Here is a 14,647-nt window from a genome sequence, read left to right on the forward strand (position 1 = left end):
CTCCGTTGTGCGGTGCGGCACAGCGGGTCCGCAATTCTCGAAGGTACTGACCCGAGCCACCCGGCCCCGGCCGGACGTGCGCCGTGGCCCGTCCTCCGAACCGGGCGTCCGGTCCGGTGCGAGGTCGCGCGCGGCGCGGCCTGACGCCCGTCGACGACGACGGGAGATCGAGGACATCGATGAGACATCGACCCAGCACGTCGAACCGCACACCCGCCGGGGCGCCGACGCGCCGGCTCCGCACCCTCGCCGCCACGGCGACGGCGACGGCCCTGCTCGTCCCGCTCGGCCTGACGACCACGGCCACGGCTGCGCCCACGGTGCTGTCCGCCGGGAAGTCGACGGCCGCGAGCAGCAACAACTCGCCGTACCTGTCCGGCAACCTCACCGACGGCAACCAGGGCACCTACTGGGAGTCGACCAACAACACGTTCCCGCAGTGGGCGCAGGTCGACCTGGGCGCGGCCGCCACGGTCGAGGACCTCGTGCTCAAGCTGCCCGCGGGCTGGGAGACGCGCAGCCAGACCCTCAGCGTGCAGTCCAGCACCGACGGCTCGACCTTCTCCACGATCAAGGCGTCGCAGGCGTACGCGTTCGACCCCGCGTCGGGGAACACCGTGACGGTCGACGTGCCGGACACGTCCGCCCGCTACGTGCGCGTGCAGATCACCGCGAACACGGGCTGGCCCGCGGGCCAGCTCTCCGAGCTCGAGGTGCGCGGCACCGCCGGCGGCACCGACCCGGGACCCGGGAACCCCGAGCCGCCCACCGGGACCAACCTCGCGCTGAACAAGCCGATCGAGGGGTCGTCGACGGAGTGGCAGTTCGTGGCGAAGAACGCGAACGACGACAGCACGTCGACCTACTGGGAGGGCGCGGGCGGCCAGTACCCCAGCACGCTCACGGTCTCGCTCGACGCCGCGGCCCAGCTCACGGACGTCGTCGTCAAGCTCCCGCCGGCGTCCGTGTGGGGCCCGCGCACCCAGACGTTCGAGGTCCAGGGTCGCGCGACCGCGACCGGCGCCTGGCAGACCCTCAAGCCGTCGGCGGGCTACGCGTTCTCCCCGGCCACGGGCAACACCGTCACGATCCCGGTCACGGGCACGGCCAAGGACGTGCGCCTGCGGTTCACCGGGAACACCGGCTCCGGCAACGGCCAGGTCGCCGAGCTCCAGGTGTTCGGCACCGCCGCCCCCAACCCCGACCTCGTCGTCACGAGCGTCACCGCGACGCCCGCGTCGCCGCTCGAGTCGCAGGCGATCACGCTGTCGGCCGTCGTGAAGAACATCGGCACGCAGGCGTCCGCCGCGACCGACGTCGCGTTCACGCTGAACGGCCAGACCGTCGCGACGAAGCCGGTCGGCGGCCTCGCGGCCGGCGCCCAGGCGACCATCACCGCCGACGTGGGCGCGCGGCCCGCCGCGAGCTACACGATCGGCGCGGTCGCCGACGCGGGCGGCACGGTGGCCGAGCAGAACGAGGGCAACAACGCCTACGCGAACCCGACCCCGCTCGTCGTCACGGCCGTCCCGAGCTCGGACCTCGTCCCGACGCTCACGTGGTCGCCCAGCAACCCGTCCGCGGGCGGCCCGGTGACGTTCTCCGCGACGATCGCGAACCAGGGCAACGTCGCAACCTCCACGGCCGCGCACGGCCTCACCGTCACCGTGACGAACAAGGCGACGGGCGCCGTCGTGCGCACCCTCACCGGCTCCGTGAGCGGCGCGATCGCCGCGGGTGCGAGCAGCGCGAGCGTCGACCTCGGCACGTGGACCGCCGCGAACGGCAACTACGACGTCAAGGTCGTCGCCGCGCCGGACTCCACCGAGGTCGCCGCGAAGCAGGCCAACAACACCGCGACCCGTCCCCTGTTCGTCGGCCGGGGCGCCAACCTGCCGTTCGACACGTACGAGGCCGAGGACGGCGTCACGGGCGGCGGCGCGACCGTGCTCGCGCCCAACCGCGTCGTCGGCGACCTCGCGGGCGAGGCGTCCGGCCGCCGGGCGGTCACGCTCAACCAGACCGGCGCGTACGTCGAGTGGACCACCAAGGCCCCGACGAACACGCTCCTCACCCGCTTCTCCATCCCGGACTCGGCGGGTGGCGGCGGGACGAACGCGACCCTCGCGATCTACGTGGACGGCCAGTTCCTCAAGAACATCGACCTCACCTCGCGCTACGCGTGGCTCTACGGCAACGAGACCAACCCGGGCAACCAGCCGGGCCAGGGCGCGCCGCGCCACGTCTACGACGAGGCGAGCACGCTGCTCGGCACGACCGTCCCGGCAGGCTCGACGATCCGCCTCCAGAAGACCGCGCAGAACACGTCGCAGTACGCGATCGACTTCGTGGACCTCGAGCTCGCGACGCCGCAGGCGAATCCGAACCCCGCGCAGTACACCCAGCCTGCGGGCTTCACGCACCAGGACGTCCAGGCCGCGCTCGACAAGGTCCGCATGGACACGACGGGCACGCTCAAGGGCGTCTACCTGCCCGCCGGCGACTACCAGACGTCCAGCAAGTTCCAGGTCTACGGCAAGGGGGTCGACGTCGTCGGCGCCGGGCCGTGGTTCACGCGGTTCTTCGCGCCGCAGGGCCAGGAGAACACCGACGTCGGCTTCCGCGCCGAGGCGAGCGCGAACGGCTCGACGTTCCGCGACTTCGCGTACTTCGGGAACTACACGTCGCGCATCGACGGACCGGGCAAGGTGTTCGACTTCGCCAACGTGAAGAACATGACGATCGACAACATCTGGGTCGAGCACATGATCTGCATGTTCTGGGCCTCCAACATGGACGACTCGGAGGTCAAGAACTCCCGCATCCGCAACACGTTCGCGGACGCGATCAACATGACCAACGGCAGCGCGAACAACCACGTGCACAACAACCAGGCGCGCGGCACGGGCGACGACTCGTTCGCGCTCTTCGCGGCCACCGACAACGGCGGCAGCGGGCAGCGCGGCAACGTGTTCGAGAACCTCACGTCGACCAACACGTGGCGTGCGGCGGGCCTCGCGGTCTACGGCGGCCAGGACAACACGTTCCGCAACATCTACATCGCGGACACCCTGGTCTACTCGGGCGTCACGATCAGCTCGCTCGACTTCGGGTACCCGATGGAGGGCTTCGGCCCGGCGCCCACCGTGTTCGACGGGCTCACCGTCGTCCGCTCGGGCGGGCACTTCTGGGGCGACCAGGTGTTCGGGGCCGTGTGGATGTTCTCGGCGTCCAAGGCTTTCGGGAACATCCAGGTGAACAACCTCGACGTCATCGACCCGACGTACTCCGGGATCATGTTCCAGACGAACTACGTCGGGGGCCAGCCGCAGAACACGTTCCAGAACCCGACCTTCACCAACGTGACCATCACGGGGGCGAAGAAGAGCGGCGACCGGTACGACGCCAAGTCGGGCTACGGCATCTGGGCCAACCCGATGCCGGAGGCCGGCCAGGGCCCGGCGGTCGGCACGGCGACGTTCACCAACCTCACGTTCTCGGGCAACTTCCGGGACATCGAGAACACGACGTCGACCTTCACGATCACGCGCAACTGAGCACGTCCGCGCTCGACGCCGCAGCCCGCCCTCACGGGGCGGGCTGCGGTGCGCGCGCCGCGCCCAGGCCGGTCGACGGCGCGTCGGCACCGAACCGCCACCGCATCGCCGTGTGCTCGGCGCCGCGCGCGTACGCGAAGACGACGTCCGGCCGCACGGCGAACACGTACGCCTCCCCACCCCCGTCCGCGGTGTCCCAGAACGCGCCGTCGCGGACCTCGAAGTGCCAGTCGTACTTGCAGCGCCACCGCTCCGCGAGGCGGTGCAGCATCGCGTCGTCGGTGACGCGCGCCGCGTCACCCTCCACCACGACGTCCATGCCCTCCTCGAACCGGTTCGCGCCGGTCGTGAGGACGACGTGCGCGTTCGCCGCGAGGTTGCGCGCCTTCCGCTCGTCGCGGCCCGTGCAGAAGAACAGAGCGCCGTCGGCCGTCACGGTGAGCAGCGGCGTGACGTGCGGACGCCCGTCGGGCCGGACCGTGGACACCCACGACACCTCCGCGCGCTCGAGCGCCTCCCGGACGGCGGACCACGGCACCCGTGGCGCCTCCGGCGTGCTGTAGGCGGCGAGCAGGTCGCCGTGGTCGGCGGTCGGGGCAGGCGTCTCGGTCATGGGTTGCTCCTGTCGAGGCTCGTCGGACGTCGGGGTCGACCCGGGCGGCGCCCGGAACTCATCGGTGCCCGGCCCGCGGGACGGCCGCGTCGGGACGGTGCGCCGTCACCGGGATGTGACACAGTGGGCAGCAGCCCCCGACGTCGACCGGAGACCGCCGCGCCCTCATGACCTCGACCCCGACCGAGCACGCCGTGACCCAGCGACCGCACCGGGCGGCCCGGATCGAGGACCGGTGGCGCGCCGTCGTCTCCCGCTTCCAGAAGGCGCGCGGGTGGCGCCCCCGCGTCGAGCCGTTCGCGGGGTACGGCACCCCCCGGCGCGTGCGCGTGCTCGCGCGCGTGCTCCTCGCGAGCCCCGCGTTCGACCCCGCCCTGCACGAGCGCGAGTCCGCCGACCGGCGCGGCTGGCGCTACTTCTTCACCGCCCCCGCCCCGCGCGAGGAGGTCCGTGTGCACGTGGGCGACGCGACGGTCGACCTCGTGTCCGACCGCAGCGGCTACCTCGACGCGACGATCGACGTCGCGCTCGCCCCGGGATGGCACGACGTGACGTTCCGCCCGTCCTCGGGCGCGATCGCGAAGGGCCGCGTGCTCGTCGTGGCCGACGGGCGCCGGCTCGGCGTCGTGTCCGACATCGACGACACCGCGATGGTGACCGCCGTCCCGCGCCCCCTCATCGCCGCGTGGAACACGTTCGTCCGGCACTCGAGCGCGCGCGTCCCCGTGCCGGGCATGGCCGCGCTCTACCGCGGGATCGCGACGGCGCGCCCCGGCACCCCGTTCGTCTACCTGTCGACCGGCGCGTGGAACACCGCCGCGAACCTGCGCCGGTTCCTCCAGCGGCACGGGTTCCCGCCCGGCCCGCTCCTGCTCACCGACTGGGGCCCGACGAACACCGGCTGGTTCCGCAGCGGCCAGGAGCACAAGGACACCTCGCTCGACCGCCTCTTCCGCGAGCTGCCCGACGTCGACTGGCTGCTCGTGGGCGACGACGGCCAGCACGACCCCGAGATCTACGCGCGCGCCGCGCGGCTGCACCCTGACCACGTCGCCGCCGTCGCGATCCGCGAGCTGACGCCCACGCAGCAGGTCCTCGCCCACGGCTCACCGCTGCCCACGCCGGGCAGCCTCCCGGGCGAGGTCGGCCCCGGTGTCCCGACGGCGTTCGGCCCTGACGGCGACGCGCTCACCCGTGCCCTCGCCCGGGCCCTGCGCCGCTGAGAGCCCGCGGCGGACGAGTCACCGGTCACGTGGCACCGGCAGCAGCAGCGGCCGGTTCTTCCGCGAGGGAACTTTTCCCGCTCCCGCTGCGTGCTGAGGGCGTGACGATCTCGACGAGGGCCACGCTCATGACCGCGGACGACCCGCCACGACCGGGCGCCTGGGTCGACCGCGACCTGCACCTGGTCACCGGCGCGGGCCACGCCGAGGAGTTCGTGGCGTTCGTCGAGACGGCGAAGGACCCGCTCTACCGGCTCGCGTACCTGCTCTCGGGTGACCACCACCGCGCGGAAGAGCTCACCCAGCAGACGTTCGAGCGCACGTGGCGCTCGTGGCGGCGGGCGCGGCAGGGCGACCCGCTCGCGTACGCCCGCACGATCCTCGCGAACCTCCGCGTCGACACCTGGCGGCGCACGCGCCGTGAGGTGCTCACTGGCCTCGACCACGACTCACGCCGCCACGCGCCCGACGCGACCGGGCTGGTCCACGACCGCGACGCCGTCGTGCGGGCGCTCCTCACCCTCCCGCTGCGGCAGCGCCGCGTGGTGGTGCTGCGGCACCTGCTCGACCTCTCGGAGGCGGAGGTGTCGCGCGAGCTCGGGATCCCGGTGGGGACCGTGAAGTCCACGGCCTCTCGCGCGCTCGCCCGGCTCCGCACGGCCCTCGCCGACACCGGCTCACGCAGCGGCCCGCCGACCGCTCCGACCGAAGGAGACCCCTCGTGACCGACCACGACGACGCGGCGTTCGCCGCCGGGCTGCGCGCCGCCGTCGCACCAGACCACCTGCACTCGGCCCTCGACGCCCACCGCGTCCTGACCTCGTCGCGTCGCGCGCAGCGCCGCCGCCGGACGGCCGCGCTCTCCGCGACGGCCGGGTGTGCCGCGGCGGTCGGGCTGCTCGCGGGGCCGCTGTCGGCCCGGACGGGGACCGACGACGCTCCGCTGCCGGCGGCCGCGCGCAGCACGGGTGCCGCGGGGGTGGTCGAGCTCGCCCCGGGCGTGACGGCCGCCGTCGACCCGCGCGTCCACGACCGCGCCGGGGGCGGGGTCGTGGTGGACCTCGGCCTGCCGACGTGGGAGCCCGGGACGCGGTTCCTTCTCACGGTCGAGCCGGACGACGTCGACCAGCCGCTGCGGGTCTGGGCCGGCGACGACACCGACCTCGAGACGCTGCTGGCCGGTGGGAGCCTGCCCACCGGCCCGGTCGCCGGGTCGCGGGGGGACCTCGCCCTCGTGACCGGTCCGGACGGCAGCGACCAGCTCGCCGTCGGGCTCGTGGACGACCCGGGCACGACTGAGAACCCGACGATCGCGACCGTCGTGGCGCGGGAGACGCTGCTCGGTCCGGGGGAAGAGGCGCGCGCCACCGTCGACCTTCCCGTGACTGCCCTGGCCCCCGGCCCGTGGGGCGGCGTCTTCGCGATGCGGGTCACGGACGCGCGGACCGGTCTCCCCGCCCCCGCCGTCCGAGGGGTCTTCGTGCGCAGCCTGTACGACAGCGGCTACGGGTACGGCGGGTGCGACACCGACGGCGACGTCTGCACCACGGTGTGGGACGCGACGGAGGGCTCCCGGTCGGCTCCGACACGCAGCAGCGCGCTGTCGGCGGACGACGTCGCCATCCAGACCTTCGCCGAGGACTACGTGGCCGACGACCCGTGGGCCAGCCCCGCCGGGTTCGTCGCGGCATGCGTGGACGAACGCCGGGCGCTCGACGCATCGAGAGGGATCACCCGGGACGACGAGGACGACCTGACCTGGCAGTGCACCGCGGACGACATGCTCGACCCGCTCCGCTGGGAGCGTGACACCACACCGTGACGCGGCGCGCCGGGGTGCCACGCGTCGTCGCGGGTGGTTGCCTGAGGGAATGACGACGCCCGAGCTGCCCTTCCCCACGCCCGAGCCCGAACCCGAGCAGCCACGGCGGACCTGGCCGTGGATCGTGCTCACGATCGTCGCGGTCCTGGTGATCGCCCTGGTCGTGTGGCTCGTCAACCGTCCGACGCAGGACGCTCCCGCGGCGGAGACCCCGACCGCGACGGAGTCCCCGAACCCGTCGCCGACGGACACGGGCACGCCGACCGACGACACGTCGTCGCCCGCCGCCGAGGGGTGCCCCGCGGCGGGCGACGGCGTCCCCGCGGGCGCGGGCACGCACGAGATCGTCGACGTCGACGGCGACGGCCGCCCGGACACCGCGTGGCTGACCGGCGGCGCGGACCGCGCGTTCGGGATCACGACGGCGTCGGGCGCGACGTTCTCCGCGCCGATCGAGTCCGCGAGCCCGGTCGCGGCGAGCGCGATCGTCCAGCTCGTCGCCGCGGGCGACGCGACGGCCCCGATCGCGCTCGTCGACACGGGCCGCGAGGTCCTGCTGTTCTCCGCCGCCGACTGCGCCGTCACGCCGACGCAGAACGCCCAGGGCGAGCAGTACACGTTCGACAAGGGCTTCACCGGGTTCGGCACGGGCGTCGGCTGCACCGAGGTCGACGGGGAGCTGCACCTCGCGGGCCTGAACGCCGTGTCCGACGACGGCACGTCCTTCACCGTGTCGCGCACCTTCGTCGACCTCGACACGGGCGCGCAGACCGCCACGAACGGCGAGGAGGAGACGGTCGCCCAGGACGCAGCCCCGGACGACCCGGTGGTCACGACCGCCCAGGAGACCACCTGCGGCACCCTGGTAGCGGGCCAAGACGGCCCGGTAGAACCCCAGTAGCCCGCCGAGCACGACGTTGCTGTCGTTATCGGGCTGATAACGACAGCAACATCGTGCTCGCCGGGGGGTAGCGTCGTGGTCGGCGGAGCGGGCTCACCCGCGGCCGCAGGCGCGGCAGGTGCCGCGGCGGCGGAGCCAGTAGGCGTAGGTGGCCGCGCCGAGGGCGAGGGACCACAGCGGCCACAGGAACATCGGGCCGACGGCGCCCCACGAGTCCGCGGTGAGCGCCAGGCGGCTCTCGCCGAGGCCGAGGACGATGAGCGAGAGCCCCGCGGGGAGGACCGCGACCGCCACGATCGTCGCGGGGATCACCGCCAGCCCGACCGGGACCCGCCGGCCCGCGAGCCCGACCATCCACCGGGGGAAGACCTCGCCCCAGCGCTGGAAGAGTCCGAGCGTGAGCACCGCCCCGACGAGCGCGAAGCCGCCCAGCCCGAGCGCCGCGACCCACCCGTCGTCCCCGGCGAGCTGCGCGACGTCGTCGGGCGAGAAGCCGAGCGGGATGCCGAGGACCCACGCGATGCGCGTCACCGCGTAGAGGGCGGGGACCGCGGCGGCGACGAGCGCGGCCGTCCGGCCCCAGCGGGCCGCGGTGGCGGGCGTCGTCCAGGCGGGGTCGTGGCCGTCGTGGCGGCGCCCGCACGACGCGCACGCACCGACCCCTCGGCGCACGAACCGCCACGTCGAGGCGACGACCAGCGCGCCGCCGACCAGGAGCGCGAGCTGCGTGAGCGGGCCCGCGCCGACGAAGTTCTCGAAGGCCGCCCGCATCACGGGGTCGAACGGCGCCATGACGAGCGTGACCGGCAGGTACCCGAGACGGGCCAGGATGGACGCGTCGGTGAGCGCGAGCACCCCGGCCGAGACGACCGCGGTGGCCGCGACCGTCAGCGCGCGGTCGGCCCGGGCGACGGGGCCGTGCCGGGCCCCGAGCCACGCCCGCAGCGCGGTCGCCGCGCCGACGAGCGCGAGGACCGCGACCCAGGGCGTGAGCGTCGCACCCGCGACCTCGCTCAGGGCGCCGAACGACAGGTCGTTCGCGTCACCCACCGCGAGCGTGCCGCCGGTCAGGGTGACGACGAGGGCCGCGACGCCCCCGACCGCCCACCACGCGGCGGCGGTCGGGGCGATCCACCGACCACGGGCCGCGTGCCGGCCGGGGCCGGGCGGCGCACCGGCGAGGGACCCGACGACGACCGTGCGCGGGCCCGACGGCGTGGTGACGGAGGACGGGGGCGGGGTTCGTGTGCTCATGACTCGACCCTCGCGTCCGGCGGTCCGCGCCGGATCCCCCGCGGCGACGACGACGCTCCCCCGTGCGGGGGAACGCTCGCGGCGGTCAGCCCGCCCGGACGAAGCCCGACTCGTAGGCGCGCACGACGGCCTGCGTGCGGTCGCGCACCCCGAGCTTGGCGAGGACGTTGCCGACGTGCGTGCGCACCGTCTCGACGCCGAGGTAGAGCTCGCCCGCGATCTCCGCGTTCGACAACCCCTGCGCCACGAGCCGCAGCACCTCGCCCTCGCGCTCGGTGAGGTGCGCGTCGCGCAGCGCGTCGCCCGCGGGCGGTCGCGCCGTCGCGAGCCGGCGCACCGCGTCGGGGAACAGGAGCGACTCGCCCCGCGCGACGACGCGGACCGCCTGCGCGACCTCCTCGGGCCGCGCGCGCTTGAGCAGGAACCCGTGCGCGCCCGCGCGCAGCGCGTCGAGCACGTGGTCGTCGTTCTCGAACGTCGTGAGGACCAGCACGCGCGGCGCGTCGTCGCGCGCGAGGAGGGCGCGCGTCGCCGCGATGCCGTCGACGCGCGGCATGCGCACGTCCATGAGCACGACGTCGGGTCGCGTCCGCGCGACGACGCCCGGCACCTCCGCGCCGTCGCCCGCCTCGCCGACGACCTCGAGGTCCGGCTCCGCGCCGAGGATGACGCGCAGCCCCGCGCGCACCAGGGGCTCGTCGTCCACGAGCACCACGCGCGTCGTCCCGTCGGTCATCCGCCCGATCCTGCCAGCGGGAACGTCGCGCGCACGACCCACGCGCCGCCGTCGGGCGCCGGACCCGCCGACACCTCGCCGCGCAGCAGGTGGGCCCGCTCGCGCATGCCCGCGAGGCCGCGACGCTCGCGGCCGGGGTCGTCAGGTGCCCGACGGCGCGTGCCCGGCCCGAGCGGGTTGCGCACCTCGACGACGAGCGCGCTGCCCGGACCCCGCGCCACCGCGACGGCGACCGGCTCGCCGGGCGCGTGGCGGAGCGCGTTCGTGAGCGCCTCCTGCACGACCCGGTACGCCTCCCGCGACACCGCGCGCGGGACGTCGGGCAGCAGGACCTCGTCCTGCGCGAGGTGCACGTCGACGCCCGTGCGGCGCGCGTCGTCGAGCAGGGCGTCGAGGTCGGCGAGCGTGCGCGCCGGGCTGCGCACGGGTGCGCCGCCACGCGTGGCCGCGGCGGCGTCCGCGCGGAGCAGGCCGAGTACGTGGTCGAGGTCCGCCATGGCGGTGCGGCCCGTCTCCTCGATCGCGGCGAGCGCGGCACGCGCGGCGACCGGGTCGCGATCGAGGAGGCGGGCGGCCGCGGCGGCCTGGAGGGTCGTGACGGTCAGCGCGTGGCCGACCGAGTCGTGCAGCTCGCGCGCGAGCCGGCCCCGCTCGGCGTCGCGGTCGGCCGCCGCCTCGAGCTCCGCGATGCGCTCCGTCTGGTCGGGGCCGAGGAGCGGGAGCGCCGCCTGACGCAGCACGGCGCGCGCGAGCGCGACGGCGTACGGGACGGCGAGCAGCGCGAGCACCGCGGTGACCAGCCACGCCCACGGGGGCAGCGCCTCCCACGGGCGCCAGTCGGCGAGGAGCACCGGCTCCACGCCCGTCGCGGAGAGGACGAGCTGGGTCGCCACCGGGACGAGGAACAGCACCACGACGAGCACCGCGGCGCCGAGCGCGAGGTGGAGCCCGTACCAGGCGGCGGCGCGCCAGCGCGTGGCCGCGCCCGGCGGCGGGGCGCCCGGCGCCGGCTGGGGCACGGCCACGTCGAGGAACGTCCGCACTGCCGCGATCTCGAGCGCGCGGACGGGAGCGAGGAACGGCGGCGTGCTCACGAGGACCGCCGAGACGAGCGCGAGGACGACCGTCGCGACGCGCGGCGTCTGCAACGAGGCGAACATCTGCACGAACCCGGCGACCAGCGTCACGTACGCGCCGGCGACCACGCCGCCGACCACGAGGTAGACCCCGGCCCGCACCGTGGCCGCGCTGCGCAGCGGCGCGACGACGCGCTCCCACCCGGCCTGCCCCGGCGCGGGCGCCGCACGGGTCGTGCGGGCGTCGTCGGGCGTCATGCCCCCAGTGTCGCGGGACGGCGCGGGGAGCGCCTCCCCCGGCCGGGGGAACGTGGCGCCCTCCTGCGGCCCTCCCCGCGTGCCGCGCACGTCCCCCGCGCGGTCCCGCCCCGCCGCTGGTCCAATGGGCCCATGATCGGCTTCTGGTGGGGTCTCGTCGGGGCGTCGTCGCTGCTCCTGGGTGCCGCGCTGGTCTTCTGGCGACCGCCCGGACAGCGGCTCGTCGGGCTCATCATGGCTTTCGGGTCGGGCGTCCTCATCAGTGCGGTCGCGTACGACCTCGTGGAGGACGCGTCCACGCACGCGAGCGGGCTCGTGCTGCTCGCGGGCCTCGCGGGCGGGGCGCTGACGTTCTTCGTCGGCGACCGCATCATCGACCGGATGGGCGGCGAGGGCCGCAAGCGGTCCACCGGCGTGCAGGCGGAGTCCGTCCAGGCGGCGGGCGGGACCGGCGGCGCGGCGATCGCGCTCGGCACGGTGCTCGACGGCATCCCCGAGTCCGTGGTGCTCGGCGCGACCCTCATCGGGGGCGGCGGCGTGAGCGTCGCGATGCTCGCCGCCGTGTTCGTCTCGAACCTGCCCGAGGCGATGTCCGCGACGTCGGGACTGCTCAAGGCGGGCACGAAGCCGTCGCGGCTCTGGGTGCTGTGGGGGTCGACGACCCTGGTCTCGGCGCTCGCAGCCGGGATCGGCTACGTCGCGCTCGACGGTGCGTCGCCCGCGGTCGTGGCGATCACGCAGGCGTTCGCCGCGGGGGCGCTGCTCACCATGCTCGTCGACACGATGATCCCCGAGGCGACGGAGTTCGGCGGCCCGGTCACCGGGCTCGTCACGGTGCTGGGTTTCGCGACGGCGTTCGGGCTGAGCTCGCTCTGAGCCTCAGGCCGCGAGGTCCTGGCCGCTCATGCGGTGGATCGACGCCATGACCTCGTCCGTGAGCTCGCGCCGCGCCTGCGCGGGCTTGGTGCCGGCCGTGATCTGACGCTGCGGGTCGATCGGCTTGCCGAAGTGCACCTCGACGCGGTGCAGGCGCGGGATCCGCTTGCCGATGGGCTGCACCTTGTCCGTGCCGCGCACCGCCACGGGGACGACCGGCGCGTGCCCGGCGAGCGCGAGCCACGCGACGCCCGTGCGGCCCGGGTGGAGCTTGCCGTCGCGCGAGCGCGTGCCCTCGGGGTAGATGCCGAACGCGCCGCCGCGCTGCAGCACCTCGAGCGCGTCCTCGAGCGAGCGCTGCCCCGCCCGCGGGTCGTCGCGCTGGACGGGGATCATGCCGATCGTCGTGAAGAACCAGCGCGACAGCCGGCCCTTGAGCCCGCGGCCCGTGAAGTACTCGGCCTTCGCGAGGAACGTGACGTGCCGCGGCGCGACGATCGGGATGAGGATCGAGTCGATGAACGACAGGTGGTTGCTCGCGAGGATGACCGCCCCGTTGCGCGGGATGTTGTTGCGTCCGGTCACCTGTGGCCGCAGCAGCACGTAGGCGAGCAGCGACAGGATGAGCCTCAGGACGCGGTAGGTCATCCGTTCATTGTGCACCGTCGTCGGCGCACGTCCGTGCACGCTGCGTTCGACGCCGGCGTTCCCGCAGGTCGTCCGACGTCACCTCCGGTTCATGCGTCGCCGCGCGCCCCCGCCGACGCCACGCGGCGCGCGCGGCCGCCGCGCGTCACCGCGTAGAGCGCCAGGATGACGACCACGAGACCGGCCGTGGACAGGAGCTGGGCGCGCGCGGCGTCGTCGGTCAGCATGAGGACGGCCAGCGCCGCGAGCCCGGCGAGCACGGCCCACGTGAGCCACGGGAAGCCCCACATGCGCAGCGTCATGGGCTCGCCCGACGCGCGCGCCTGCGCCTCGATCCGACGGCGCAGCCGGAGCTGCGACACCGCCACGAGGACCCACACGACGAGCAGCGCCGCGCCCACGGCGTTGAGCAGGATGCCGAGCAGCGCCTCGGGCAGGAGCCAGTTGAGCCCCACCGCGACGAGCGCGAAGAACACCGAGACGAGCACTGACACCCACGGGACGTCGCGACGTGACACGCGCCGCAGGGCCCGCGGGCCGTCGCCGCGCCCGGCGAGGGAGTACGCCATGCGAGAGGTGCCGTACACGTTCGCGTTGAACGCGGACAGCAGCGCGACGACCACGACGACCTCCATGACGCGGGCCGCGCCCGGCAGCCCCGCGAGGTCGAGCACCGCGACGAACGGGCTCTCGGCGAGCAGCGGCGAGTCCCACGGCAGAACGAGCACCATGATCGCGACCGAGCCCAGGTAGAACACGAGGATCCGCCACACGATGCTGCGGGTCGCGCGCGCGACCGCGGTACGCGGCTCGCGCGCCTCCGCCGCGGCGATCGTGACGATCTCGATGCCGCCGAACGCGAAGACGACGACGAGCAGCCCCGCGGCGATCCCGCCCCACCCCTCCGGCGCGAAGCCGCCGTGGCCCAGGAGGTTCGACGTGCCGACCGGGTCGGTCCCGGGCAGCAGCCCGAGGACCAGAAGGACGCCGACGACGAGGAACCCGACGATCGCCGCGACCTTGACGAACGCGAACCAGAACTCGAGCTCGCCGAACTGCCGGACGCCCCACAGGTTGATCACGGCGAACACGACGACCACGACGAGCGCGACGCCCCACTGCGGCACGTCCGGGTACCAGCCGGTGACGATGCGCGCGGCGCCCGTGATCTCGGCGCCGAGCACCATGACGAGCATGAACCAGTAGAGCCAGCCGAGCAGGAACCCGGCCCACGGCCCGAGCGCCTCCTCCGCGTACACGGAGAACGACCCGCTCGCGGGCCGCGCGCTCGCCATCTCCGCGAGCATCCGCATGACGAGGATGACGACGACGCCCGCGATCGCGTACGACACGAGGACGGCGGGACCGGCGGTCGCGATCCCGACGCCCGAGCCGAGGAACAGCCCCGCGCCGATCGCGGAGCCCAGCCCCATCATCGTCAGGTGCCGCGTCCGCAGCCCGTGCCCGAGGTGGTCGGCCGCCGGGCTCTCGGTCGGTGCGCCGCTCGCGGTCGGTGCCGGACGCTCGGGCGTGGGGGTGCTCATGGTGCGGTCCTGCGGTCGGGGTGCCGGCGTCGTGCTCGACGCCGACCCACGACGCTACACGTCCCGGGCACGACGGCGCCCCGCACCCGGCGCGAGGGGGTCGCTCGGGGGCGGGGCGGCGTCGGGCACGACGCTGTGC

Annotated in this window: 12 protein-coding genes; 6 read left to right on the forward strand and 6 right to left on the reverse strand. The window is 74.6% G+C overall.

Features of this window, described 5'->3' with window-relative positions; translation table 11 throughout:
• The first annotated feature begins 179 nt into the window (after positions 1–179).
• Positions 180–3,557: a discoidin domain-containing protein gene (locus ABRQ22_RS11505; RefSeq protein ID WP_353706826.1), complete on the forward strand. Its 3,378-nt coding sequence runs from the start codon at positions 180–182 to the stop codon at positions 3,555–3,557.
• A gap of 31 nt (positions 3,558–3,588) precedes the next feature.
• On the opposite strand, the gene ABRQ22_RS11510 is transcribed toward ABRQ22_RS11505, so the two are convergent.
• Positions 3,589–4,170 (reverse strand): pyridoxamine 5'-phosphate oxidase family protein, encoded by a 582-nt coding sequence (locus ABRQ22_RS11510; RefSeq protein WP_353706827.1) that lies wholly within the window; start codon positions 4,168–4,170, stop codon positions 3,589–3,591.
• A 167-nt stretch (positions 4,171–4,337) separates the two neighbouring features.
• Between ABRQ22_RS11510 and ABRQ22_RS11515 the strand changes: the two genes are divergently transcribed.
• The 4 genes from ABRQ22_RS11515 (at position 4,338) to ABRQ22_RS11530 (ending at position 8,116) form a co-directional block, all read left to right on the forward strand.
• Complete coding sequence (locus ABRQ22_RS11515) at positions 4,338–5,393, forward strand: phosphatase domain-containing protein (protein ID WP_353706828.1); 1,056 nt, start codon at positions 4,338–4,340, stop codon at positions 5,391–5,393.
• Between the two features lie 101 nt (positions 5,394–5,494).
• Entirely contained in the window at positions 5,495–6,118 is a 624-nt protein-coding gene (locus tag ABRQ22_RS11520; protein ID WP_253054809.1) for a SigE family RNA polymerase sigma factor, read from the forward strand.
• Positions 6,115–7,215 carry a hypothetical protein gene (locus tag ABRQ22_RS11525; protein WP_253054811.1) on the forward strand — a complete coding sequence of 367 codons (1,101 nt, stop codon included), beginning with the start codon at positions 6,115–6,117 and terminating at the stop codon, positions 7,213–7,215. The genes ABRQ22_RS11520 and ABRQ22_RS11525 overlap by 4 nt, the downstream gene beginning before the upstream one ends.
• Positions 7,216–7,264: 49 nt before the next feature.
• Positions 7,265–8,116, forward strand: a complete 852-nt coding sequence (locus ABRQ22_RS11530) for a hypothetical protein (protein ID WP_253054813.1) — start codon at positions 7,265–7,267, stop codon at positions 8,114–8,116.
• A gap of 93 nt (positions 8,117–8,209) precedes the next feature.
• Here ABRQ22_RS11530 and ABRQ22_RS11535 read toward each other — a convergent pair whose 3' ends face one another.
• The 3 genes from ABRQ22_RS11535 to ABRQ22_RS11545 all read right to left on the reverse strand — a co-directional run bounded on the left by ABRQ22_RS11535 (position 8,210) and on the right by ABRQ22_RS11545 (position 11,440).
• Positions 8,210–9,370, reverse strand: a complete 1,161-nt coding sequence (locus ABRQ22_RS11535; RefSeq protein ID WP_353706829.1) for a hypothetical protein — start codon at positions 9,368–9,370, stop codon at positions 8,210–8,212.
• 85 nt (positions 9,371–9,455) lie between these two features.
• Positions 9,456–10,106, reverse strand: a complete 651-nt coding sequence (locus ABRQ22_RS11540) for a response regulator transcription factor (protein WP_353706830.1) — start codon at positions 10,104–10,106, stop codon at positions 9,456–9,458.
• On the reverse strand, positions 10,103–11,440 hold the full coding sequence (locus ABRQ22_RS11545; protein WP_353706831.1) for a histidine kinase: 1,338 nt from the start codon (positions 11,438–11,440) through the stop codon (positions 10,103–10,105). Before ABRQ22_RS11545 ends, ABRQ22_RS11540 begins: the two co-directional genes overlap by 4 nt.
• 132 nt (positions 11,441–11,572) lie before the next feature.
• Here ABRQ22_RS11545 and ABRQ22_RS11550 point away from each other — a divergent pair, with 132 nt between their 5' ends.
• Positions 11,573–12,316 carry a ZIP family zinc transporter gene (locus ABRQ22_RS11550; RefSeq protein WP_277514237.1) on the forward strand — a complete coding sequence of 248 codons (744 nt, stop codon included), beginning with the start codon at positions 11,573–11,575 and terminating at the stop codon, positions 12,314–12,316.
• 3 nt (positions 12,317–12,319) lie between these two features.
• Here the strand turns inward: ABRQ22_RS11550 and ABRQ22_RS11555 are convergent, their stop codons facing one another.
• Both ABRQ22_RS11555 and ABRQ22_RS11560 read right to left on the reverse strand, forming a co-directional pair.
• Complete coding sequence (locus ABRQ22_RS11555; RefSeq protein ID WP_253054823.1) at positions 12,320–12,964, reverse strand: lysophospholipid acyltransferase family protein; 645 nt, start codon at positions 12,962–12,964, stop codon at positions 12,320–12,322.
• An 89-nt stretch (positions 12,965–13,053) separates the two neighbouring features.
• A complete protein-coding gene (locus tag ABRQ22_RS11560) occupies positions 13,054–14,508 on the reverse strand; it encodes an amino acid permease (protein WP_253054825.1) in 1,455 nt (484 codons plus the stop codon).
• Positions 14,509–14,647: the final 139 nt, after the last annotated feature.

This window comes from Cellulosimicrobium sp. ES-005 (assembly GCF_040448685.1).
GTDB lineage: Bacteria > Actinomycetota > Actinomycetes > Actinomycetales > Cellulomonadaceae > Cellulosimicrobium > Cellulosimicrobium cellulans_G.